This is a genomic window from Catellatospora sp. KI3 (assembly GCF_029948125.1).
In the GTDB taxonomy this organism is placed as follows: Bacteria; Actinomycetota; Actinomycetes; order Mycobacteriales; family Micromonosporaceae; genus Catellatospora.
The window spans coordinates 497,412-518,965 of record NZ_JASAMB010000002.1; the positions used below are offsets into that span (position 1 = coordinate 497,412).

The following is a 21,554-nucleotide window of genomic DNA, read 5'->3' on the forward strand; positions in this document are numbered from 1 at the left end:
TCCTCTGGATAGGCCAGCGTCGATGCCAGGTGCGGACCGGCGCGTCCGGGGGACCACCCCGCACGAGTGCGCACCATCGTCCAGACGGGTCAATCGACTACTCACCGTAAGCGTTGATCACGAGCCGATCACGGAATTTTCCAGGAACATTCACGGCAATACCGTCAAGCGAGCCACGCCGGACTTGGCGAAGCCGCAACACCGCGTAGACTCTCGCCCGTGATTCGACTTGAGCACGTGACCAAGACCTACCCGAAGGCGTCCCGGCCCTCACTGGACGACGTGTCGGTCTCGATCGAGAAGGGCGACTTCGTCTTCTTCATCGGTCCGTCCGGCTCCGGCAAATCAAGCATCGTGAAGCTGATGCTGCACGAGATCAAGCCCAACAAGGGCAAGGTCTTCGTGAACGGCAAAGAGATCAGCTCGATGCGCTCCTGGAAGATCCCCAGCTTCCGTCGCTCCATCGGCTGCGTGTTCCAGGACTTCCGCCTCCTGCCGAACAAGACGGCGTACGAGAACGTGGCGTTCGCCCTCGAGGTCATCGGCAAGTCCAAGGCGGTCGCGCGCCGGGTCGTGCCCGAGGTGCTGGAGCTGGTCGGCCTGGGCGGCAAGGAGCACCGCTACCCGCACGAGCTCTCCGGTGGCGAGCAGCAGCGTGTCGCGGTCGCGCGGGCGTTCGTGAACCGTCCGCTGATCCTGCTCGCGGACGAGCCCACCGGTAACCTCGACCCGGACACCTCCATCGAGATCATGCGGTTGCTCGACCGGATCAACCGGACCGGCACCACCGTCGTCATGGTCACCCATGACTCCAACATCGTGAACCAGATGCGCCGCCGCGTCATCGAGATCGAGGGCGGCCGGATCGTTCGTGACCAGGCCCGAGGCGTCTACGGCTGATCGGCCGCGGGCCGTCCCCCGGCCCGCCCGCTGCCTGTCCTGACGATCTGACCGTATTTACCGGAGGAATCCCCCCGATGCGTGCGAAGTATGTGCTGGCCGAGGTGCTGGTCGGGCTGTGGCGCAACGTCACGATGACGGTCGCCATGATCATCACCATGATCGTGTCGCTGACCATGCTCGGCGCCAGCCTGCTGATGTACCTGCAGGTCGACGAGATGAAGGCGCACTACTACGAGCAGGTCGAGGTCTCCATCTACCTCGACAAGGACATCACCGAGGACAAGATCGCGGCGATCAAGGCCCAGCTCGACAGTGACCCGCTGGTCAAGCGCGACGGCGTCATCTACGAGGACCAGGCGAAGGCGTACGAGAACTTCAAGGAGCAGTTCCGCGACACCCCCGACCTGGTCGCCGCGATCGGCCCGACCGAGCTGCCCGCCTCGTTCCGGGTCAGCCTGAACGACCCGCAGCAGTTCGAGCAGATCAACACGAAGTACGCCGGCCTCGACGGTGTCGACAACGTGGTGGACCAGCAGAAGCTGCTGCAGAAGATCTTCGACATCCTGGGCTCGATCCAGACCATGTCGCTGGTCGTCGCGGGTGCCATGGGCATCGCCGCGCTGCTGCTCGTCGCCAACACCATCCAGGTCGCCGCGTACAGCAAGCGCCGCGAGGTCGCCGTGATGAAGCTGGTCGGCGCGTCGAACTGGTTCATCCAGGCGCCGTTCGTGCTGGAGGCGGTCTTCGCCGCCGTGCTCGGCTCGATCCTGGCCTACGGCATGCTGGTGATCGGCAAGATCGTGCTGATCGACAACAAGCTGGCCGCCCTGACCGACCTGCTGCTCCCGGTGAGCTGGGGCAACGTCAACCTGATGCTGCCGATCCTGGCCGGCATCGGCTCGATCGTCAGCGCCGTCACCGCCTGGGTCACCCTGCGCTTCTACATCCGCGTCTAGTCGCGGACCGCGCCGAGAACCGGCCCGCCACGGGAGTCAGCTCCCGGGCGGGCCGGTTTTTTATCACTCCGCGTACTAATCATGCGTTTTTATGGCTATACGCCCTTTACCTGCGCAGTAGGGTGTTTTTCAGTCGAGACGCAGGGGGTGCCGTGGGTTGGCGTCGACTCGTACCGGTGCTGCTGTGCGCCGTGGCACTGGTGCTGACCGGGCTGCCCGCCTTCGCCGCGCCCGAGGATCCCAGCGACGACATGAAGCGCGTCGACAAGGAGCTGGCCAGGACCGGCGCGCTGCTGGAGTCGGTGTCCGAGCAGGCACGCACCGCGGCCCGGCAGCTCGCCGAGACCAACGCGGCGCTGCCCGCCGCCCAGGAGCGCATCGCCAAGGCGAGGACGGCGGTGGTCGTCGCCGAGACGAAGGCCGCCACCGCCCAGCGCCGGGCCGACGCGGCCACCGCCGCCTGGCAGCTCACCGACCAGCGGTACCAGGAGTCCGTGCGGCAGGTGCGCGACGGTCGTGACCGGATGGCGCGGTTCGCCGTCGCCACCATGCACGGCGCCAACCTGGCCGAGTTCAACCTGCTGCTGGCCGCCACCCGGCCGCAGGAGTTCCTGATCCGGGGCGGCCTGATCCGCCAGCTCGGCGAGATGCGCAAGGACGCGATCGACGGCTACATGCTGGCCCGCCGCGACGCCAAGCAGGTCACCAACGAGGCGGAGCTGCGGCGCCGTACCGCCGAGGAGGCCAACCGGGTCGCGCAGGCGACGCTGCAGGAGGCGCAGGACGCCCGCGCCGAGGCCGAGCGGGCCGAGCGCGACCTGCGCGACCTGTCCGGGCGCCGGGAGAAGGCGCTCGCGGCGGCCGAGGCGGAGAAGGCGGACGTGCAGCGCCGGTACGAGGAGGTCAAGCAGCAGAGCGAGGAGATCGCCGCGCAGCTGCGGGCCTGGCAGGAGCAGTACGGCCAGTTCGTGCCGGTGCTGCGGGCCGGCGCCAGGCTGCTCATGCCCACCCGGGGCTGGAAGTCCAGCGACTACGGCATGCGCTTCGACCCGTACTACCACACCTGGCAGCTGCACGCCGGGGTCGACATCGCCGCCGACGGCGGCCAGGCGATCTACGCGGCGGCGGGCGGCACGGTGGCGGCGGCGGGCTGGAACGGCGGCTACGGCAACTACACCTGCATCACCCACGGCCGCAGGGACGGGCAGGTGATCTCCACCTGCTACGGGCACCAGTCCAAGATCCTGGTCTCGGTGGGGCAGAAGGTGCGCGGCGGCCAGCTCATCGGCCGCGTCGGCACCACCGGCGCCTCCACCGGCAACCACCTGCACTTCGAGGTACGCCGCGACGGCGAGCCGATCCAACCCTTGAACTGGCTCCCAGGCTGCCTGTGCTGAGCTGTCGGCGCCCGCCTCCGCGGGCGCGGGCTTCCGTCCCGAAAGCCGGTGGCAGCCGCGCGTCGCTACATCGCCGCGCGATGTCACGCTCCTTCACGGCAACCGTCGGCGGACGGAAGCCGGTATCTCGATCGCTGTCCGCGAGGGCGCTCGGTATCCTTGTCGGGCCACTGGTGATCGAGGAGAGGGGTCGTCATGCCGCGGGAGCAGGGACGCAAGGTCATCGCGTCCAACCGCAAGGCGTACCACGACTACACCATCCTCGAGACCGTCGAGGCCGGCCTCCAGCTGATGGGCACCGAGGTGAAGTCGCTGCGGCTGGGCCGCGCCTCGCTGGTCGACGCGTTCGGCCAGGAGCGCGACGGCGAGCTTTACCTGCACCAGCTGCACATCCCCGAGTACGTGATGGGCACCTGGACCAACCACGCCCCCCGGCGCACCCGCAAGCTCCTGCTCAACCACAAGGAGATCGTGCGTCTGATCACCAAGACGCGCGTGGGCGGCCTGACCCTGGTGCCCCTGTCCATGTACTTCAAGGACGGCTGGGCCAAGGTCGAGCTGGGCCTGGCCAAGGGCAAGAAGGAGTACGACAAGCGCCAGGACATCGCCAAGCGCGATGCCAACCGCGAGATCAGCCGGGAACTCGGCCGCCGGATCAAGGGCCGCGCCTGACTGTCGCCCGGTCACCGGCCGGTGGCGTGGTGACCGATCGGATTGGGTCGGATAGCTGATCGTGGCACTGGCGGTGGGGCGGTAGCGTCGCCGGACGTGAGCAAGCATCGGCTTCGCGAGGACGACGACACCACGCTGCTGCCGCCGACCGTCGAGGAGTCGGGCCGCGGCCAGCGGCGCGGCGCCCGCCCCCGGTCCGGCCGCCAACCGGTCATCATCGGCCTGGCAACCGCGGCGCTGCTGGTCTCCGGCGCGGCCGCCTGGGCGCTGGTCCGGCCGTCCGGCGACCCCGTGGCGGAGTTCCCGATGACCGGTCCGTCCGCCTCGGGCGGCGCCGGCTTCGTCGACGGGTTCGGGGTGGTCACACCCAGCCCGCTGCCCACACTCCGGACCCAGGCGCCGGGTGCGCCGTCCGCTTCACCGTCGAGCGGGGCCGGTCCGTCGGTCGGCGCCAGCGCCTCGGCGGCGCCGGTGGTCAGCGTGTCGCCGTCCGGTGCGGCGCCGGTGGAGGCCCCGGGCGCGGGCAGTCCCGGCGGGCCCGGCCAGACCGCGGCCCTGGCGGTGACGTACCGGCTGGACCCGTGGTGGAAGGGGTTCAAGCTCGAGGTGACGGTCCGGAACAACGGCAGCGCGCCGGTCGACTGGCGGGTCCGGGTGCAGTTCCCGGCCGGCACCGACAACCAGAACTGGGCGGTGTGGTCGACGGCGGCGAGCACGGCGCCGGAGAACGTATGGGTCTTCGCGCCGCTGGCGTCGTACGGCAAGCTCGCCCCCGGCGGGTACACCACGTTCGGCATGACCGGGCTGCGCAGCGGCACCGGCGACGACTTCGCGCTGGTCTCGTGCGCGGTCGAGGGCGGCACCTGCGTGAGCGCGCCCTGACGAGAGCTGACGAGGGCTGTCTCGGCCGCCCCGATTCCCGCAGCGTGCGGGGGTGCCGTGCGGATGGCCTACAGGTGTCCGAGGGCCGCCGATCGGGGGCTGTGGCGACCATCGTGACGACCCTATAGTCGGAGCGTGACTGAGCTGAGCATCGATGTGGACCTGGCCCACCCGCGGTCTCGGGTGTGGCGGGCGCTCACCGACGCGCGCCTGCTCAGCGAGTGGTTCATGCCCACCGACCTGGCCGCCGTGCCGGGCCACACCTACCGCGCGTTCCCGCCGCCGGGGCTGCTCGGGCTGGCGTCGGCCTTCGACGCCGACGTGGAGGCGGCGGTGGAGGCCGAACGGCTGGCGATGCACTGGCGCGACGACCACACCCATACCGAGATGATCTGGACGCTGGCCGACACCGACGGCGGCTGCCGGCTGACCGTGGTGCAGACCGGCTTCTTCGGGGTCGACGGGACGCGGCGCCGCCGCGAGCTGCGCCGGACATACCAGCTGCTGTTCGGCGAGCGGCTGCCCGCCGCGCTGGACCGGCTGGCCTCCGGCGAGGTCGACCTCGGCGGCGTCGTAGCCGATCTGCACACCGCCATCCCGCGCCGCCGCGACCCGGTCGCCCCGGCGCGCCCGCCGGTCAGCCCGGCGGGCCTGCCGGTCGAGCCGCCCGCGTCCAACCGGCGCCTGCGCCTGCTCTCGCTGGTCGGCGCCGCGGTCCTGGTGGTGCTGGCCAGCACGGCGGTGGCCGTGCTGATCGGCAACAGCGGCGGTGGCGGCGAGCCGGTCGCGGTCGGCGACGAGCGGTACGGCCTGGGCGTCGGCGTCCAGCCGGGCTCGACCCCCGCGGCCACCGCCGGCCCCACCGCCGCCCCGGCCCCGGGCAGCCCCGCGGCCGGCGCCTCCGCCTCACCGTCCGCGCTCCCGGCCAGCGGCACCCCCGTGCCCGAGGCGACCGTCACCGCCGGTCCGAACGCGCAGGTGACGGCCGCGTACAAGACGGTCGCGCTGCTCGGGCTGGGCGGCTTCGACACCGAGGTGACCGTGCACAACCCCGGCACGCTGGCGGCGGACGGGTGGACCGTGGTGCTCACCATGCCCGCCGACCGCGCGGTCGAGAACCGCAGCACGGGAAAGGTGCAGTCGACGCAGTCGGGCACGCAGGTGACGATCGTGCCGGTGGCCGCCGTGCGCAGCCTCGCCCCCGGGGCCGACCTCACCTTCTCGATCCGGTTCCCGGCGCTGCTGGCGGTCGGTCAGGCGGCGAAGGGCTGCACGATCAACGGATTCGCGTGCACCAGGTACTGACACGGGGATACCGGAATGACAGGGCCTGCGGTGCGCGTTAGGCTTGGGGCACGCGGCGGACGTCGCCGTGCGCACCACCACGCGGGGGTGACAGGTTTCGACATCGTACGTTGAGGCAGGAGAAGCGAGCCGAGGAAGCCGACGTCGTCTCGAAAATCGTCGTCGGAAACGTATAAGCGCCAACGCTAAGCGCGCTGACTACGCACTTGTCGCCTGAGATAAGTAGCTAGTCTGTCGGTCCAGGAGTGCCCATGGCCTGGTCACCGGCATCAGCTAATGGGCTGGCCGAGATGGCCCCGTCGCGGGGCTGCCAAGGCGAGATCAATCGCGACTGGGCCCGTCACACCGTCTTGCTCATGTGATCGGTGGGGCCGAGTAGAGACATAGTGAGCTGCGCTCGGAGAAGCCCTGGCAATGCGGCGATGGACCCGGGTTCGATTCCCGGCACCTCCACCGAAGAGGCCGGTGCCACCGCAAGGTGGCACCGGCCTCTGCCGTTGCCCGTCCGCCGCGTCACTGCGGCCGGGCGTCGTCGAGGTAGGCCAGGACCGCCAGGACACGGCGGTTGTCGTCGTCGGACTGGGCCAGGTCGAGCTTGGTGAAGATGCTCGCGATGTGCTTGCCGACCGCCCCCTCGGAGACGAACAGGGCCCGGGCGATGGCGGTGTTGGAGCGGCCCTCGGCCATCAGCCCGAGCACCTCGCGCTCGCGGGCGGTCAGCGCCGCCACCGGCGCCTTCGCGCGGCCGCCCGACATCAGCCGCGCGATCACGTCCGGGTCCATCGCGGTGCCGCCGGCGGCGACCCGGCGTACCGCGTCCAGGAACTGCTCGGCGTTGAGCACCCGGTCCTTGAGCAGGTACCCGATGCCGCCGGAGCCGTCGGCCAGCAGCTCCCGCGCGTACAGCTGCTCGACGTGCTGCGACAGCACCAGCACCGGCAGCCCGGGGATCTCGCGGCGGGCCGCCAGCGCGGCGCGCAGCCCCTCGTCGGTGTGCGTGGGCGGCAGCCGGACGTCGACCACGGCCACGTCAGGCCGGTGCGTGGTCAGCGCGGCCAGCAGCTCGGGGCCGGTCTCGACGGCGGCGACCACGGTCGCCCCGTGCGCCTGCAGCAGCTGGATCAGACCCTCTCGGAGGAGGTAGAGGTCCTCGGCGAGGACGACGCGCATGGGATCTCCATGGTGAGCCGGGTGGGGCCGCCGGGCGGGCTGTCGACGGTGAGGACGCCGTCGAACATACCGAGGCGGCGTTCGATGCCGCGCAGCCCGCTGCCGAGGCCGGGCTCGGCACCGCCCGCGCCGTCGTCGGCGACCGTGATCCGCAGCACGGTGCCGGCGGCCAGGTCGACGGCGACCGTGCTCGCCCCGGCGTGGCGGACCGCGTTGGTCAGCGCCTCGGCGACGGCGAAGTACGCGGCGGACTCCAGCGGTGCGCTGAGCCGCCCCGGCAGGTCGGCGGTGACGGTCACCGGCAGCGGGGTGTCTAGCGCCAGCGCGCGTACCGCGTCGGCCAGGCCGCGCTCGGCGAGCACCGGCGGGTAGATGCCGCGGACGAGTTCGCGCAGCTCGCGCAGGGCCGTCTGGGCCGACTCGCGGCCCCGGGCGAGCAGCGCCTTGGCGGCGGCCGGATCGGTGTCGACGAGCTGCTCGACCGCGCCGAGCGTCATGCCCAGGGCGACCAGGCGGGCCTGGGCCCCGTCGTGCAGGTCGCGCTCGATCCGGCGCAGCTCGGCCGCCTGCGCGTCGACCGCGTCGGCGCGGCTCTCGGTGAGCCGGGCCACCCGCTGGGCCAGTACGGCGCCCCTGGTCGGGGCGAGCAGCAGCGCGGTCCAGCGGCCGTGCAGGCGCAGCACCAGCGGGGACAGCCGCCCGCCGAGCCACGCCAGCAGCAGGCCCACCGGGATCGCCGCGGCGGCTGAGCCGCCGAGGCTGCCGTACCAGGCGTTCCCGTACTCGGGGATGGGCAGCAGTGTCATCCACAGGCGCGGCATGGCCAGGCCCCAGATGCCGTACACCACCATCAGCGTCGGCGGGACGAGCAGCAGCAGCGCGACGAGCGGGTCGGTCTGCAGCCAGAGGATGTCACGCCAGGTGGCGCGGTCGTGGGTGAGCCACAGCAGCCGCTGGTGGAACCAGGCCACCTGCTCGGTCCGGTACAGGTGCTTGCCGACCTGGTACATGCCGTCGGCCTGCCGTGCCAGCTGCGGGCGGGGCAGGTAGGGCACCGGGACGGGCACGTCCGACCAGGCCCCGGCCAGGTGCCGCCGCCAGTTCGCCAGCCAGCGCATGCAACTCAGCGCGGGGGAGATCAAGAAGATCAGGCCCAGCCCGTAGCCGAGCAGCAGGCCGAGCGCGGTCAGCGCCAGCATCGGCAGCCCGAGCAGGCTCAACCCGAGTAGCGCCAGCACCCGCGTCCCGGACAGCCCCTGCCGCTGGAACCAGCCCTTGGCCCGATCGCCCAGCAGCTGCCGCACCCGCCCGCCCCGGGTGAGCAGCGCACGGCTGACGTACCCGGAGGCGCGCACCGCGGTCGGGGCGAGCACCGGGCCGAGGAGCAGCGCCAGGCAGCCGAGCATGCCCGCGGCGACGCCGCGCTCCACGCCCGGCACCGCGGCCCAGCTGGGCAGCCCGCGCCACAGCAGCACCGGGCCCGCCGCGACCAGCCCCGCCGGCAGCAGCGCGAGCAGCCCGCCGGTGACCGGGTTCAGCAGCTGCCAGCGCAGGTCGCGGAAGGTGGCCATGTCGCCCAGGACCCACTCCAGCCGCCCCAGGAACCGGGGCAGTCGCGGCCCCCGGAAGAGCTGCCGGTCGTGCCGGTAGTAGCCGTCGGGCTGCCGCTGCGGGGGCGGCGGCTCGGGTACGTAGTCGGCGGGGGCGGCCACGCCGGTCCAGCGGTCCAGGCGGGTGCGGGCGTACCCGGTGAAGCGGCGTGCCAGCAGGATCGGGCCGGGCAGCAGGAAGATCATGCCCAGTCCGAACCCGGGCACGAACGCGGCCAGCTGTCCGATCAGCACGACCAGCCCGGCCGCGGCCAGGCCCGCCAGCTGCAGGCCGCGCAGCACCGCCATCCCGTGTACGGCCGCACGCTGTCTCATCACCCGGCCAGTCTGGCCGCCGCCGCGCCCCGCGCACAGTGCCCGTGCGACCCGTCTCAGGGGTGGTGCTGGCCCCACCCCCATCGTGGTGCCGGACGCATTACCGGCGCTTGCGCGCGGACCTACCGTCGTCGCCATGACCGTCATCGAAGTAACCGACCTGACCAAGCGGTACGGCGACCGTACCGTCGTGGACGGGGTGAGCTTCACCGTCGCCGAGGGCGAGATCTTCGGCATCCTCGGCCGCAACGGCGCCGGCAAGACCACCACCGTGGAGTGCGTCAGCGGCCTGCGCCGCCCCGACGGCGGCACGGTGCGCGTGCTCGGCCTCGACCCGCACCGCGACGCCGACCGCGACGGCCTGCGCCGGGTGCTCGGTGTGCAGCTACAGGAGGCGGCGCTGCCCGAGCGGCTGCGCGTCGCCGAGGCGCTGGACCTGTTCGCCTCGTTCTACCCGAACCCGGCCGACCCCCGGGCACTGCTGGCCGACCTCGGCCTGGCGGAGGTGCGCGACACCGCGTACGGCAAGCTGTCCGGCGGCCAGAAGCAGCGGCTGTCGATCGCGCTGGCCCTGGTCGGCTCGCCCCGCATCGCGATCCTGGACGAGCTCACCACCGGCCTGGACCCGCAGGCCCGGCGCGACACCTGGGCGCTGATCGAGCAGGTACGCGCCCGGGGCGTGACCATCGTGCTGGTCACCCACTTCATGGACGAGGCCCGGCGGCTGTGCGACCGCATCGCCGTCATCCACGACGGCCGGGTGGCCGCCGTGGACACCCCCGACGGCCTGGTCGCGCGGGTCGCGGCCGGCCAGCGGGTCTACTTCCGCACCCCGGCGGCCGTGGACGAGGCGGCGCTGGCCGCCCTGCCCGGGGTCGACGCGGTCGCCCACGAGGGCGGCGAGCTGGCCGTCGCCGGGCGCGACGTGCTGCTGGCCGTCGTGACCGAACTGGCCCGCCAGGGCATCACCCCCACCGAGCTGCGGGTCGAGCAGGCCGGGCTGGAAGACGCGTTCATCGCACTGACGGGAGCGACGGCATGAACAAGCTGGTACGGATGGAGGCGCGCCTGTTCCTGCGCGACCCCGCCGCGGTGATCTTCGGCATCCTGCTGACCCCGCTGATCCTGGTCATCCTGGGCAGCATCCCCGGCTTCCGGCAGGCCGACCCGGCCCTGGGCGGCAACCGCGTCATCGACCTGTACGTGCCGATCCTCATCGCCATGGCGCTGGGCATGATCGCCCTGAACATGCTGCCCGCGCAGCTGGTCACCTACCGCGAGCGCGGGGTCCTGCGGCGGCTGTCGGTCACCCCGGCCCGACCGCGCGACCTGCTCGCCGCCCAGCTGCTGGTGCACCTGGTGCTGATGGCGCTGGGCACGGTCGTGCTGCTGGCGCTCGGGCGCCTGGCGTTCGGGGTGGCGCTGCCGGCCGACCTGGTCGCGTTCACGGTGGCGCTGGTGCTGTCGGCCGCCGCGCTGTTCGGCATCGGGCTGCTGGTCGCCGCCGCCGTACCGGGCGTGAAGACGGCCCAGGGGATCGGGTCGGTGCTGTTCTTCCCGATCCTGTTCTTCGGCGGCCTGTGGGTGCCGCGCGAGGTGATGCCGTCCGGCCTGCGCCACGTCAGCGACGCGACCCCGCTGGGCGCCGGGGTGCAGGCGATGTCCGACGCCGCCGCCGGCCACTGGCCGCAGCCACTGCACCTGGCCGTGCTCGCCGCGTACGTGCTGCTCACCTGGGTGCTGGCGGTCCGCCTCTTCCGCTGGTAGCCCCGTCGCGGGCCGGGGGTTGGTGCTGTTTCGGGGAAAGTGCACGAATCTTGGCGCCTTTTCGTGCAGTTTCCCCGAAACTACACGAAACCCAAGACGGGGAAAGGGTGGACAGGGGCGCTGAGCGGCGTGACCATCGAACGTAAGGACGTTTCGCGCCTCGGCGGGGGTGAGCCATGGCCACCGATCCACTGGACGAGATGAGAGCCGCTGTGCTGGGGCCGGCACAGGGCCTCGGCGAGGTCGTCAAGGACGCCCCGCGCCTGGTCCACCGGGTGCGGGCGCTGGAGGACGACCGGCGCGACCTGCTCGACGCGGTGTCCGCCCGTCCGCTGGACCACCGCAGCGAGGAGCAGCTCGCCCAGCGGCTCACCGCGTACCGGCAGCACAGCGCCGACGTGCTGTACCAGGCCTACGGGATAGATCTGGGCGGGGAGACCTAGCGGGCCTGGGCGGTGCCGTGCTGGGCCAGCCAGGCGCCCAGGGCCTTGGAGCACTCGGACACGGCCGAGGTCCAGCTCAGCTCGGCCTGGCCGTCGGCGTCGTCGCTGACGTGCTTGACGATGCGGACCGGCACCCCGAACGCGGCCGCGGCCGACACCACCGCGTAGCCCTCCATGTCCACCAGCGCTGCGGTGCGGGACAGCTGCGCGCGCAGGCCCGGGTCGGCCACGAACACGTCGCCGGTGGCCAGCACGGGGCCCTGGTCGGACAGGTCGATGGGGGCGCCGAAGGTCTGGCCGGTCAGCGCCGCGATGGTGGCGGAGTCGAAGTCGTGCTGCACGACTCGGCTGATCAGGTGGATGCCGGAGAGCCCGGGGAGCAGGGCTCCGGCCGTACCCAGATTGATGATCTCTCGGGGCAGCGGGCCCGCCGCCAGCGCGCGCGTCACCGCGGCGCTCGCGCACACCTTGCCCACGCCCGTCAGCAGCACCGGGAACGGCGAGCCGAGGTGCTCGGCCTCCTCCGGCAGGGCGACGGCGAGCAGGGGCTGATCAGGGCGGACGGTGCCGGTGAGGAGCATCCGCAAAGTGTAGAGGCGCGGCGGTTCCGCCGCGGTGCGGCCGGGTCAGACTGTGTCCAATCGCCGACAGTGGCGATATCCGGCGCAGAAGCCGTGCCGAGACCCTAACCATGTCGGGTCCGGGCGGATATCGTGCCAGTCATGGCGTCGGGAGAGCCACACACCACGTGGCATGACAAGGCGGGGAAGGGTTCGGGGCGATACGGGGTGGAGTCACTGACCGGGCACCTGCTCGTTGCCCTGCCCACACTGAACGACCCGAACTTCGAGCGTACGGTCGTCTTCGTGCTGGCCCACGAGGCCGACGGAGCGCTGGGGGTGGTGCTGAACCGCCCCACCGAGGCGCCGGTGGGCGACGTCCTGCCGGGCTGGGAACCGCTGCTGCGCGAGCCGGGCGTGCTCTTCGAGGGCGGCCCGGTCGGCACCGACTCGGCGATCTGCGTGGCCCGCGCCCGGGCCGGGGTGGCCGGCTTCCTCGGCTTCAGCCGGGTGATGGGCCAGATCGGCACGGTGGACCTGAGCCGCGACCCGGCCCGGGTCGGCCAGCGGCTGGAGTGCGTCCGCGTCTACCACGGGTACGCGGGCTGGTCCGCCGGCCAGCTGGAGCAGGAGATCGCCGAGGGCTCCTGGTTCGTGTTCGAGGCCCTGCCCAGCGACCCCTTCCGCACCCAGCCCGAGGACCTCTGGCCCCTGGTCCTCCGCCGCCAGGGCGGCCTCACCTCGGCCCTGGCCAACTACCCCCCCAACCCCACCCTCAACTAACCCCTGGCCCACCCACCCCACCCCACCCCACCCCGCCCCCGACCTGCCTCGTTGATCATGAACTTATGGTCGGGTTCGGCGGTGTGTCGTGCCCCTGGTGCCGTGATCAACACGCGAGGGGATACCCGTTTTTGCAGGGGGGCCTGGGCCGTGTAATATTTCGCAGGTGCCCGGGCGACGGAAACGGCAAACGGGGACTTACCAGTAACAAGGGGCCGTGGCGCAGCTGGTAGCGCACCACACTGGCAGTGTGGGGGTCAGGGGTTCGAGTCCCCTCGGCTCCACCTTGGAAACGCCCAGGTCATGAGACCTGGGCGTTTCGCTTTCCCGGCGCCCAGGGGCGACGTGGGGGCGGCTCAGCCTGCCGGGGTGCCGCTGCCCGGCTCCTCGGGTTTGGGCGGCGCCTGCTCAGCGGAGCTGTCGCTGCCGAAGCGGCCCCGGATGTCGTGGCCCGCCTTGTTGAGGGTGTTGGAGACCGCGTCGGCGAGCAGGTGCCCGACGTCGCGGACATCGGACCGTACGGCCTCGTCGGTCACCGCGTTGCCCGCCGTCTTGAACAGGTCCTCCACCGCCGTGCCGAGCTTGTTCAGCGCGTCGGGCCACGCGTCCGGGCCGGACTGCTCGAAGTGCAGCTTGAGCTTCAGGCCCAGGCCCTGGAGGCGGTCACCGATCTCGTTCCACTCGTTCGCCATGGTTCCAGCATGCCCCGCCGGGGCCACTGCCAACCGCTCGCGCGGGGCAGGTGGGAGGGGCGGATGCGCCGTACAGTCGGGCGGTGTGAGCAGACATGTCCCGTTCCAGCGGGTGCACAACTTCCGTGACCTGGGCGGCTACCGTACCGCCGACGGCCGGACCGTGGCCTGGGGCCGGCTGTACCGGTCGGACTCCCTGAGCAAGCTCGACGATGCCGACTGGGCCGCCTTCCTGGCCCTCGGCATCCGTACCGTGATCGACCTGCGCTACCCGTGGGAGATCGAACGCAACGGCCGGGTACGCGGGCACGAGAGCTTCACCTGGCACAACCTCAGCATCGAGCACCGGCCGTACCGGCAGGCGGAGCTGGGCCCGGAGGTCGACCCGGTGCCGTTCCTGGCCGCGAAGTACGCGGAGGTGGCCGAGGACGGGGTGGCCGAGATGCGGGCCGCGCTGGAGCTGATCGCGGCGGGCGACGGGTCGCCCGTGGTGTTCCACTGCGCCTCCGGCAAGGACCGGACCGGGATCATCGCCGCGCTGGTGCTGGCGCTGCTCGACGTGCCGGAGGAGGTGATCGTGGCGGACTTCGCGCTGACGGAACTGGCCACCGAGCACCTGGTGGCCGACATCACGGCCCGGATGGGGCGGCCGCCGGTCTGGCCGGGGTACGGCCGGGCGCCGGAGGGGGTCATGCGGCTGTTCCTGGCCGAGCTGACCAGGGAGTACGGGTCGGTGCGCGGGTACGCGGAGCAGCGGCTGGGCGTGGACGAGGCGACGGTGCGCTCCCTGCGCGACCACCTGCTCGAACCCTGACCGGCTGCGATGAACCCGCCGGCCGGTGTGCGGAGCGGGAGTCGGGCGCCTGGCGCGCCCCCTAGTATTGACGCTGGCCTATCCAGAAGACGGATTTCCGAGAATCGTCCTCTGGATAGGCCAGCGTCAATATCAAGCGAGGCGGGGGGCGCCGTCAACGGCTGCGCCGGGTCACACCGTCAGCAGGTCGCGGACGCGGTCCGGGCCCACCGCCAGCAGCAGCGTGGGCAGGCGCGGGCCGGTGTCGCGGCCCACCAGCAGGTGGTAAAGCAGGGCGAAGAACTCCCGCTGCGCCACCTTCAGCTCCGGCGTCGGCTTGACGTCCGGCGCCAGCCCCAGCTGCACCTTCGGCACGCCGTACACCAGGGTGGTCAGCCCCTCCAGCGACCAGTGCTCGTCCAGCCCGGCCAGCAGCAGCCGCAGCGACTCCCGCTCGGTCTCGCCGAGCGCGGCCAGGCGCTCCCGGTCCGGCCCGGACAGCACCCGGGTGCGCTGGTCGGCGGGCACGTGCGTGGTGATCCAGCGCTGCGCCTTGTCCAGGCGCGGCCGGGTCTCCGCGAGGGAGGCGACCGGGTCGGCCGGGTCGAGGTCGCGCAGGATGCGCAGGGTCTGCGCCTCGTCGCCGGTGGTGACGTCGACGATCGAGGCCAGGGTGCGGTAGGGCAGCGGGTGCGGCGTGACCGGCAGCAGGCCGGCGGCGGTGCCGACGGCACGGGTGTACGCGGCGGCGTCGGCCGGGGTGGCGGTGTCGTCGCCGACCTTGCGGCCGAGGGTGTCCCACTCGTCGTACAGGCGCTGGATCTCCTGGTCGAAGGCGATCTTGAACGACTGGTTGGGGCGGCGGCGCGCGTACAGCCAGCGCAGCAGCGGCGGCTCCATGATGTCCAGCGCGTCGGCCGGGGTCGGCACGCCGCCCCGCGAGCTGCTCATCTTGGCCATGCCGGAGATGCCGACGAAGGCGTACATCGGGCCGATCGGCTGCTCGCCGCCGAAGACCTCGCCCACGAGCTGCCCGCCGACCTGGAACGACGAGCCGGGGGAGGAGTGGTCCACGCCCGAGGGCTCGAAGACCACGCCCTCGTACGCCCAGCGCATCGGCCAGTCGACCTTCCACACCAGCTTGCCCCGGTTGTGCGTGGACAGCCGGATCTGCTCGGTGTGCCCGCACACGCAGGTGTAGTCGAGCTCGGTGGTCTCGTCGTCGTAGGCGACCACCGTGGTCAGGTCGCGGTCGCACACCGAGCAGTACGGCTTGTACGGGAAGTACCCCGCCGCCGTGTTGCCGTCGTCCTCACCGGCGGCGCCCGAACCCTCGGCGGCCTCCGCGGCGGCGGCCGCCTCCTCCTCGTCGAGCCTGCCCTGCTGGGCGCCCCCGGCGCGGTTCTTGGTGCGGTAGCGGTCCAGCACCGCGTCGATCCGGGCACGCTCGCGCATGGCCAGCAAGATCTGCTCGCGGTACTTGCCGGAGGTGTACTGCTCCGTCTGGCTGATCGGGCGGTACTCCACGCCCAGCTGCGCCAGCGACTCGATCATCGGCGCCTTGAAGTGCTCGGCCCAGTTCGCGTACGTGCTGCCGGCCGGGGCGGGCACCGAGGTCAGCGGCTTGCCGATGTGCTCGGCCCAGGACTCGTCGACGCCGGGGACGCTGAGCGGCACCTTGCGGAACCGGTCGTAGTCGTCCCAGGAGAGCACGTGCTCGCACTCGTACCCGCGGCGGCGGATCTCGTCGGCGACCAGGTGCGGGGTCATCACCTCGCGCAGGTTGCCCAGGTGGATCGGGCCCGACGGACTCAGGCCGGACGCGCAGACGATCGGTTTGCCCGGCGCGCGACGCTCCGCCTCGGCGATCACTTCATCCGCGAAGCGGGAGACCCAGTCGGCCTCGGGGCTTACAGCCACGACCAGCACGTCCTTTCCGGGAAAGAGGTGTTTCCGCCATTCTCCCGGATGCCGTGAACGGGTTTTACGCCCGCCCCGGTCTCAGCCCACCAGGGCGTGTGCCGGCAGCACCACCGAGGCGGCGATGCCGCGCTCGCCGGCCGGCTCCAGCTCGACCCGGATGTCGTGCCGCTGCGCCAGCCGCCCCACCACGCCGATGCCCATCTGCCGGACGGTGACCGCGCCGACCTGGGCCGACGGCTGGGCCAGCCGCTGGTTCAGCTCGCGCAGCCGCGCCGGGGGGATGCCGATGCCGCGATCCTCGATCAGGATCACCGCCCGGTCGGTCACCCGCCGCACCTCAACCAGCACCTTCGTGTCCGGGGCGGAGAACGCGGCCGCGTTGTCGTACAGCTCCGCCAGCAGGTGCACCAGGTCGTTGACGACCGGGGCGGCCACCACCAGGCCTGGCTCGACCACGCCGAACTCGATCCGGCGGAAGTCCTCGACCTCCGAGCAGGCGCCCTGCAGCACGTCCTCCAGCGACACCGGCTCGCGCCGGATGCGCGCCGACTCGCCCCCGGCCAGCACCAGCAGGCTCTCGTCGTTGCGGCGCATGCGCAGGGCGAGGAAGTCCAGCTCGAAGAAGTTCTTCAGGCGCTCCGGATCCTGCTCCTGCTGGCCCATCCGGTCCAGGCAGCCGATGAGCCGGTCGACCATGGCCTGCGAGCGCCGCGACAGGTGCAGCAGCATGTCGACCGTCTCGAGATGCGCTTCCTCGTTCGTGGGGTCGGTCGCGGCGGTCATGGTGATCACTCCAGTGACGGTGACGGTTACCGGGGCGCTATCTGTACTGGCGCAGACTCAACCATGTCGAGGGCGGGTCGACAAGCCGCTCGGGGACCGGTCAGGCTGTATGCCATGGTGGTGGTACCGGATCGGGATCGGGTCAGCGCGCTCCTGCTCGACGGAGCGGAGCTGATCCTGATCCGCCGCACCCGTCCGGGCCTGGACCAGCCGTACTGGGTGACGCCCGGCGGGGGCCGCGACAGGCACGACGCCTCGCTGCTGGCGGCCCTGCTGCGCGAGCTGGACGAGGAGCTGTGCGCGGTGGTGGCGCCGCCGGTGCCGCTGACGATCCGGGACAGCCGCAGCCTGGACGGCCGCCTGATCCGGCACCACCTCTACGCCTGCCGGCTGGTCTCGATGGACCCCGCCAACCGGTACGGCCCCGAGTTCGCCGACCCGGCCAAGGGCACGTACGACGTGGTGCGGGTGCCGTTCACGCTGCCCGCGCTGGCGGCGCTGAACCTGCAGCCCGAGTCGCTGCGCATCTACCTGTCCGGAGCGGCGGACCGGGTGCGGCGGGCGGCGCGCGACGGGCAGATGTCGTACGAGGTGTCGTTCGCCGCCGACGCCGCACCGCACCGCCTGGTCGCGGCCCTCGCCGAGGAGTACGGCGTGACGGATGTGTCGGTCGGCGACGCGGCCGCGCAACCGCAGGCCACGGTGCGGCTCACCCCTGGCGGGGGCGTAGGCGGCCAGGGCGCCGGGTGCGTGCTGACGGCCGGGCCCGCGCTGGCCGCGCTGACCGGCGCGAGCGAACTGGAACTGGCCACCCGCCTGTGCCGCCGCGCGGCCACGTCCGCCCTGGTCACCGAGGCCCCCGACCACCACTGGTCGGTCGCCCCCGACGGCTCCTACGCCCCCGCCTGACTCCGCGCGCCGAGCGCGCTGCCCCGCGCGCCCCGCGCGGCCCGAGCGCGCAGCCCCCGCGGCCCGCGTGGGCGGGGCGCGGCGGCGCGTCAGGGCGTGATGCGGTCGGGGCGGGTGTACACGTTCATGGTCTGGCCGCGCAGGAAGCCGACCAGCGTCATCCCGGCCTCCTCGGCCAGGTCGACGGCGAGTGTGCTCGGCGCCGACACCGCCGCCAGCACCGGTATCCCGGCCAGCCACGCCTTCTGGGTCAGCTCGAAGCTGGCCCGACCGGAGACCAGCAGCACGTGCCCGGCCAGCGGCAGCCGCCCGGCCTGCAACGCGGCGCCGATCACCTTGTCCACGGCGTTGTGCCGCCCGACGTCCTCGCGCACGCTGACCAGCTCGCCGGCGGCCGTGAACAGCCCGGCCGCGTGCAGCCCGCCGGTGCGCTCGAACGTCCGCTGCGCCCTGCGCAGCCGGTCGGGCAGCTCGCCGAGCAGCGTCGCCGCGACGCGCAGCGGATCGGCGGCCACGTCGTGCCGCGAGCGGACCCGGATCGCGTCGATGCTGGCCTTCCCGCACACCCCGCACGAGCTGGTGGTGTAGAAGTTCCGCTCCACCCCCGCGTCCGGCGCCGCCACCTGATCGCCCAGCACCACGTCCACCACGTTGTACCCGCCGCCCGCCTCCTCCTCCGCCAACTCCTCCGTGGCGTTAAGAAGGGGCCCTTCACCTACGGAAAGCGATAAGAAGGGTCCCTTCCTTACCTCGGGGCCGGCGCAGAGTTGGGCGGTGAGCACGTCGCTGGGCGACGTGATGACGCCTTCGGTGAACAGGAAGCCCAGGGCCAGGTCGAGTTCGTCGCCGGGGGTGCGCATGGTGACGGCGAGCGGGCGGCGGGGGCGGCCGCGGTGGCCGACCCGGATCTCCAGCGGCTCCTCGGCGGCCAGGGCGTCCTGGCGGCGTACGGAGGTGCCGGAGAGGTCGATCCGGGTGACGGTGCGGCGGTCGCTGGCCCGGCCCATCAGCGCGGCCGCAGCCGTACGACGACCTGCTTGGAGGTGGGCGTGTTCGACTCGGCGGCGGTGGAGTCCAGCGGGACGAGCACGTTCGCCTCGGGGAAGTAGGTCGCGGCGCAGCCCCGGGCGGTCGGGTAGGCGATCACGCGGAACGACTCGGCGACGCGCTCGCCGTCGGCCCACTCGGAGATGAGGTCCACCATGGTGCCGTCGGCGAGGCCGAGTTCGCTCAGGTCGTCGGGGTTGACGAAGACGACGCGGCGGCCCGCCCTGACGCCGCGGTAGCGGTCGTCCAGGCCGTAGATGGTGGTGTTGTACTGGTCGTGGCTGCGCAGGGTCTGCAGCAGCAGGCGGCCGGGCGGGATCGTCAGCACCGCGAGGGTGTTGGCGGTGAACCGGGCCCTGCCGTCGGGGGTGGGGAAGCGGCGGCTGTCGCGGGGCGGGTGCGGCAGGGTGAATCCGCCGGGCTCGCGGACCTTGGCCTCGAAGTCGTCGAAGCCGGGGATCGTGTCGGCGATCAGGGCGCGTACGGAGCGGTAGTCCTGGGCGTACGTCTCCCACGGGATGGTGGAGTCGGGCAGCAGGTGCCGGGCCAGGCCGGACACGATCGCGACCTCGGAGCGCAGCGACGGCGCGGCGGGGTCGAGGCGGCCGCGGGAGGCGTGCACGCTCGACATCGAGTCCTCGACGGTGACGAACTGGTCGCCCGCGAGCTGGGTGTCGCGTTCGGTGCGGCCCAGGCAGGGCAGGATCAGCACGGTCTGCGGGTCGGCGGTGACCACGTGTGAGCGGTTGAGCTTGGTGGACACGTGCACGGTGAGCGCGCAGGAGCGCAGCGCGGCCTCGGTGACCTCGGTGTCGGGCGAGGCGGCGGCGAAGTTGCCGCCCAGGGCCATGAACACGGTGGCTTCGCCGTCGCGCATGGCGCGGATCGCCTCGACGGTGTCGTACCCCCGCCGGGACGGCATGGCCAGGGAGAGCGAGTCGCCCAGTCGGGCCAGCCACGACGGCGGCTCGTGCCAGATGCCCATGGTGCGGTCGCCCTGGACGTTGGAGTGGCCGCGCACCGGGCACAGGCCCGCGCCGGGCAGGCCGATCATGCCGCGCAGCAGCTGCACGTTGACGACCTCGCGAATGGTCGCGACCGAGTCGCGGCCCTGGGTGAGGCCCATCGCCCAGCAGACGATGGTGGCGGGCGAGCCGGCGAACAGCCGGGCCGCGGCCTCGATCTGGTCGCGGGTCAGGCCGGTCGCGGTCGCGACCAGGTCCCAGTCCAGCTCGCGCACGGACTCGGCATAGGCCTCGAAATCCACCGTGTACGAGGAGACGAAGCTCTCGTCGACCCTGCCCCACGACAGCAGCAGCGAACCGATCGCCTGGAACAGGGCGAGGTCGCCGCCGACCCGGATGGGCAGGTGCAGGTCGGACAGCGAGGTGCCGCCGCCGACCAGGCCGCCGACCTGCTGCGGGTTCTTGAAGCGCATCAGCCCGGCCTCGGGCAGCGGGTTCACCGAGATGATCTTCGCGCCGTTGCGCTTGGCGGTCTCCAGCGCGCTGAGCATGCGGGGGTGGTTGGTGCCCGGGTTCTGGCCCACCACCGCGATCAGCTTGGCCCGGTGGATGTCCTCCAGCGTCACCGAGCCCTTGCCCATGCCGATGGTGCTGTTCAGCGCCACCCCGGACGACTCGTGGCACATGTTGGAGCAGTCCGGCAGGTTGTTGGTGCCGTACGCCCGCGCCAGCAGCTGGTACAGGAAGGCGGCCTCGTTCGAGGTGCGGCCGGAGGTGTAGAACAGGGCCCGGTCCGGCTCGATCGCGCGCAGGTGCCCTGCGGCCAGCGCGAACGCCTCGTCCCAGCCGATCGGTGTGAAATGCGTCGCGCCCGGCTGCTTCACCATCGGCTCGGTGATCCGCCCCTGCTGGCCCAGCCAGTAGTCGCTGCGCGCGGCCAGGTCGGCCACGGCGTGCTCGGCGAAGAAGGCCGGGGTCACCCGGCGCAGCGTGGCCTCCTCGGCCACCGCCTTGGCGCCGTTCTCGCAGAACTCGAAGTGGGTCCGGTGCGCGGGCAGCGGCTCGGGCCAGGCGCAGCCGGGGCAGTCGAAGCCGTCGGCCTGGTTCATCTTGAGCAGGGTGAGCGCGGAGCGGCGTACGCCCATCTGCGCCCCGGCGGCCCGCAGGCCGTGCATCACCCCGGGCAGACCGGCCGCGCTGTCCTTGGGCGCGCGCACGGTCAGGTCCTGGTCACCGACATCGTCGCGGGGAGGCTTCTTCGCCATACCTACGACCATCTCACGTTTCCCGTGGTGCGTAGCCGCCGGTCGGCGCTTAGCCTGTGGCGGTCACACCGGCACCCCGGCCGGTGCGATTCCATCCTCTGGGGAGGACTCTCGATGAAAGACTGGATCGCCGGTCTGCTGGCCGTGCTCGGGACGCTGCTGATCCTGGGCGGTGCGACGGTCACCGTCGTGAAGACGCTCACCCCCGACCCGGGCACGGCCGCGGTCACCACCGACCCGCTGGGCGGCACCGCCGTGGCCGCGGGCAGCCGGTTCACCCGCTGGCTGCACCGGGTCAGCGCGGCCGACCGGCTCATCGCGTGGGGTGTGGTGCTGCTCGTGCTGGCCGCGGTGGCGGCGGGTGCCATCTCGCTCAATCTGAGCGCCGCCGCGGGAACCCGCTGACCAGCGCCG

General features: G+C 72.2%; 21 protein-coding genes, 1 tRNA gene and 1 other RNA gene. 15 read left to right on the plus strand and 8 right to left on the minus strand.

The features are described 5' to 3' along the window. Window positions 1-219: 219 nt before the first annotated feature. From ftsE to ssrA, 7 genes are all read left to right on the plus strand, one after another. Complete coding sequence (gene ftsE, locus QEZ54_RS06105) at window positions 220-900, plus strand: cell division ATP-binding protein FtsE (RefSeq protein ID WP_203689272.1); 681 nt, start codon at window positions 220-222, stop codon at window positions 898-900. A gap of 77 nt (window positions 901-977) precedes the next feature. Beyond that, entirely contained in the window at window positions 978-1,859 is an 882-nt protein-coding gene (gene ftsX / locus QEZ54_RS06110; protein ID WP_281303459.1) for a permease-like cell division protein FtsX, read from the plus strand. A 152-nt stretch (window positions 1,860-2,011) separates the two neighbouring features. Further along, on the plus strand, window positions 2,012-3,256 hold the full coding sequence (locus tag QEZ54_RS06115) for a M23 family metallopeptidase (protein WP_281303460.1): 1,245 nt from the start codon (window positions 2,012-2,014) through the stop codon (window positions 3,254-3,256). A gap of 195 nt (window positions 3,257-3,451) precedes the next feature. Beyond that, on the plus strand, window positions 3,452-3,928 hold the full coding sequence (gene smpB, locus QEZ54_RS06120; RefSeq protein ID WP_281303461.1) for an SsrA-binding protein SmpB: 477 nt from the start codon (window positions 3,452-3,454) through the stop codon (window positions 3,926-3,928). A gap of 96 nt (window positions 3,929-4,024) precedes the next feature. Continuing rightward, window positions 4,025-4,810 (plus strand): cellulose binding domain-containing protein, encoded by a 786-nt coding sequence (locus QEZ54_RS06125; protein ID WP_281303462.1) that lies wholly within the window; start codon window positions 4,025-4,027, stop codon window positions 4,808-4,810. Window positions 4,811-4,945: 135 nt separating this feature from the next. Further along, complete coding sequence (locus QEZ54_RS06130; RefSeq protein ID WP_281303463.1) at window positions 4,946-6,115, plus strand: SRPBCC domain-containing protein; 1,170 nt, start codon at window positions 4,946-4,948, stop codon at window positions 6,113-6,115. A gap of 83 nt (window positions 6,116-6,198) precedes the next feature. After that, window positions 6,199-6,571, plus strand: a transfer-messenger RNA (tmRNA) gene (gene ssrA / locus QEZ54_RS06135). Window positions 6,572-6,628: 57 nt separating this feature from the next. Here ssrA and QEZ54_RS06140 read toward each other — a convergent pair. Next, a complete protein-coding gene (locus QEZ54_RS06140) occupies window positions 6,629-7,285 on the minus strand; it encodes a response regulator transcription factor (RefSeq protein ID WP_281303464.1) in 657 nt (218 codons plus the stop codon). After that, window positions 7,237-9,210, minus strand: a complete 1,974-nt coding sequence (locus QEZ54_RS06145; RefSeq protein ID WP_281303561.1) for a sensor histidine kinase — start codon at window positions 9,208-9,210, stop codon at window positions 7,237-7,239. Before QEZ54_RS06145 ends, QEZ54_RS06140 begins: the two co-directional genes overlap by 49 nt. Before the next feature lie 136 nt (window positions 9,211-9,346). On the opposite strand from QEZ54_RS06145, the gene QEZ54_RS06150 reads away from it, so the two are divergent. The 3 genes from QEZ54_RS06150 to QEZ54_RS06160 all read left to right on the plus strand — a co-directional run bounded on the left by QEZ54_RS06150 (window position 9,347) and on the right by QEZ54_RS06160 (window position 11,420). After that, entirely contained in the window at window positions 9,347-10,252 is a 906-nt protein-coding gene (locus QEZ54_RS06150) for an ABC transporter ATP-binding protein (protein ID WP_281303465.1), read from the plus strand. Further along, window positions 10,249-10,977: an ABC transporter permease gene (locus QEZ54_RS06155; protein ID WP_281303466.1), complete on the plus strand. Its 729-nt coding sequence runs from the start codon at window positions 10,249-10,251 to the stop codon at window positions 10,975-10,977. The genes QEZ54_RS06150 and QEZ54_RS06155 overlap by 4 nt, the downstream gene beginning before the upstream one ends. Before the next feature lie 176 nt (window positions 10,978-11,153). Further along, on the plus strand, window positions 11,154-11,420 hold the full coding sequence (locus QEZ54_RS06160; protein WP_281303467.1) for a hypothetical protein: 267 nt from the start codon (window positions 11,154-11,156) through the stop codon (window positions 11,418-11,420). Here QEZ54_RS06160 and QEZ54_RS06165 read toward each other — a convergent pair. Continuing rightward, window positions 11,417-12,001, minus strand: coding sequence for a nucleosidase (locus tag QEZ54_RS06165; RefSeq protein WP_281303468.1), 585 nt, complete (start codon window positions 11,999-12,001; stop codon window positions 11,417-11,419). The two genes, QEZ54_RS06160 and QEZ54_RS06165, sit on opposite strands and share 4 nt — an antisense overlap. Window positions 12,002-12,208: 207 nt before the next feature. On the opposite strand from QEZ54_RS06165, the gene QEZ54_RS06170 reads away from it, so the two are divergent. Continuing rightward, entirely contained in the window at window positions 12,209-12,763 is a 555-nt protein-coding gene (locus tag QEZ54_RS06170; RefSeq protein ID WP_281303469.1) for a YqgE/AlgH family protein, read from the plus strand. 211 nt (window positions 12,764-12,974) lie between these two features. Continuing rightward, a tRNA-Ala gene (locus tag QEZ54_RS06175) sits at window positions 12,975-13,047 on the plus strand. A 72-nt stretch (window positions 13,048-13,119) separates the two neighbouring features. Here the strand turns inward: QEZ54_RS06175 and QEZ54_RS06180 are convergent. Beyond that, the gene (locus tag QEZ54_RS06180) at window positions 13,120-13,455 is read right to left on the minus strand and encodes a hypothetical protein (protein ID WP_281303470.1); all 336 of its coding nucleotides are present in this window, start codon (window positions 13,453-13,455) and stop codon (window positions 13,120-13,122) included. A gap of 85 nt (window positions 13,456-13,540) precedes the next feature. Between QEZ54_RS06180 and QEZ54_RS06185 the strand changes: the two genes are divergently transcribed. Further along, a complete protein-coding gene (locus tag QEZ54_RS06185; RefSeq protein ID WP_281303471.1) occupies window positions 13,541-14,269 on the plus strand; it encodes a tyrosine-protein phosphatase in 729 nt (242 codons plus the stop codon). A gap of 171 nt (window positions 14,270-14,440) precedes the next feature. Here QEZ54_RS06185 and lysS read toward each other — a convergent pair whose 3' ends face one another. Together lysS and QEZ54_RS06195 are read right to left on the minus strand one after the other, a co-directional pair. Further along, the gene (lysS, locus tag QEZ54_RS06190) at window positions 14,441-16,168 is read right to left on the minus strand and encodes a lysine--tRNA ligase (RefSeq protein WP_281303472.1); all 1,728 of its coding nucleotides are present in this window, start codon (window positions 16,166-16,168) and stop codon (window positions 14,441-14,443) included. 81 nt (window positions 16,169-16,249) lie between these two features. Then, window positions 16,250-16,954, minus strand: a complete 705-nt coding sequence (locus tag QEZ54_RS06195; protein WP_281303473.1) for an ATP-binding protein — start codon at window positions 16,952-16,954, stop codon at window positions 16,250-16,252. Between the two features lie 114 nt (window positions 16,955-17,068). Here QEZ54_RS06195 and QEZ54_RS06200 point away from each other — a divergent pair, with 114 nt between their 5' ends. Then, entirely contained in the window at window positions 17,069-17,863 is a 795-nt protein-coding gene (locus tag QEZ54_RS06200; protein WP_281303474.1) for an NUDIX hydrolase, read from the plus strand. A gap of 89 nt (window positions 17,864-17,952) precedes the next feature. Here QEZ54_RS06200 and fdhD read toward each other — a convergent pair whose 3' ends face one another. Beyond that, the gene (gene fdhD / locus QEZ54_RS06205; RefSeq protein ID WP_281303475.1) at window positions 17,953-18,870 is read right to left on the minus strand and encodes a formate dehydrogenase accessory sulfurtransferase FdhD; all 918 of its coding nucleotides are present in this window, start codon (window positions 18,868-18,870) and stop codon (window positions 17,953-17,955) included. Then, window positions 18,870-21,140, minus strand: coding sequence for an FdhF/YdeP family oxidoreductase (locus tag QEZ54_RS06210; protein ID WP_281303476.1), 2,271 nt, complete (start codon window positions 21,138-21,140; stop codon window positions 18,870-18,872). Before QEZ54_RS06210 ends, fdhD begins: the two co-directional genes overlap by 1 nt. Window positions 21,141-21,254: 114 nt before the next feature. Here QEZ54_RS06210 and QEZ54_RS06215 point away from each other — a divergent pair, with 114 nt between their 5' ends. Continuing rightward, entirely contained in the window at window positions 21,255-21,545 is a 291-nt protein-coding gene (locus QEZ54_RS06215; RefSeq protein ID WP_281303477.1) for a hypothetical protein, read from the plus strand. The last annotated feature ends 9 nt before the right edge of the window (window positions 21,546-21,554 follow it).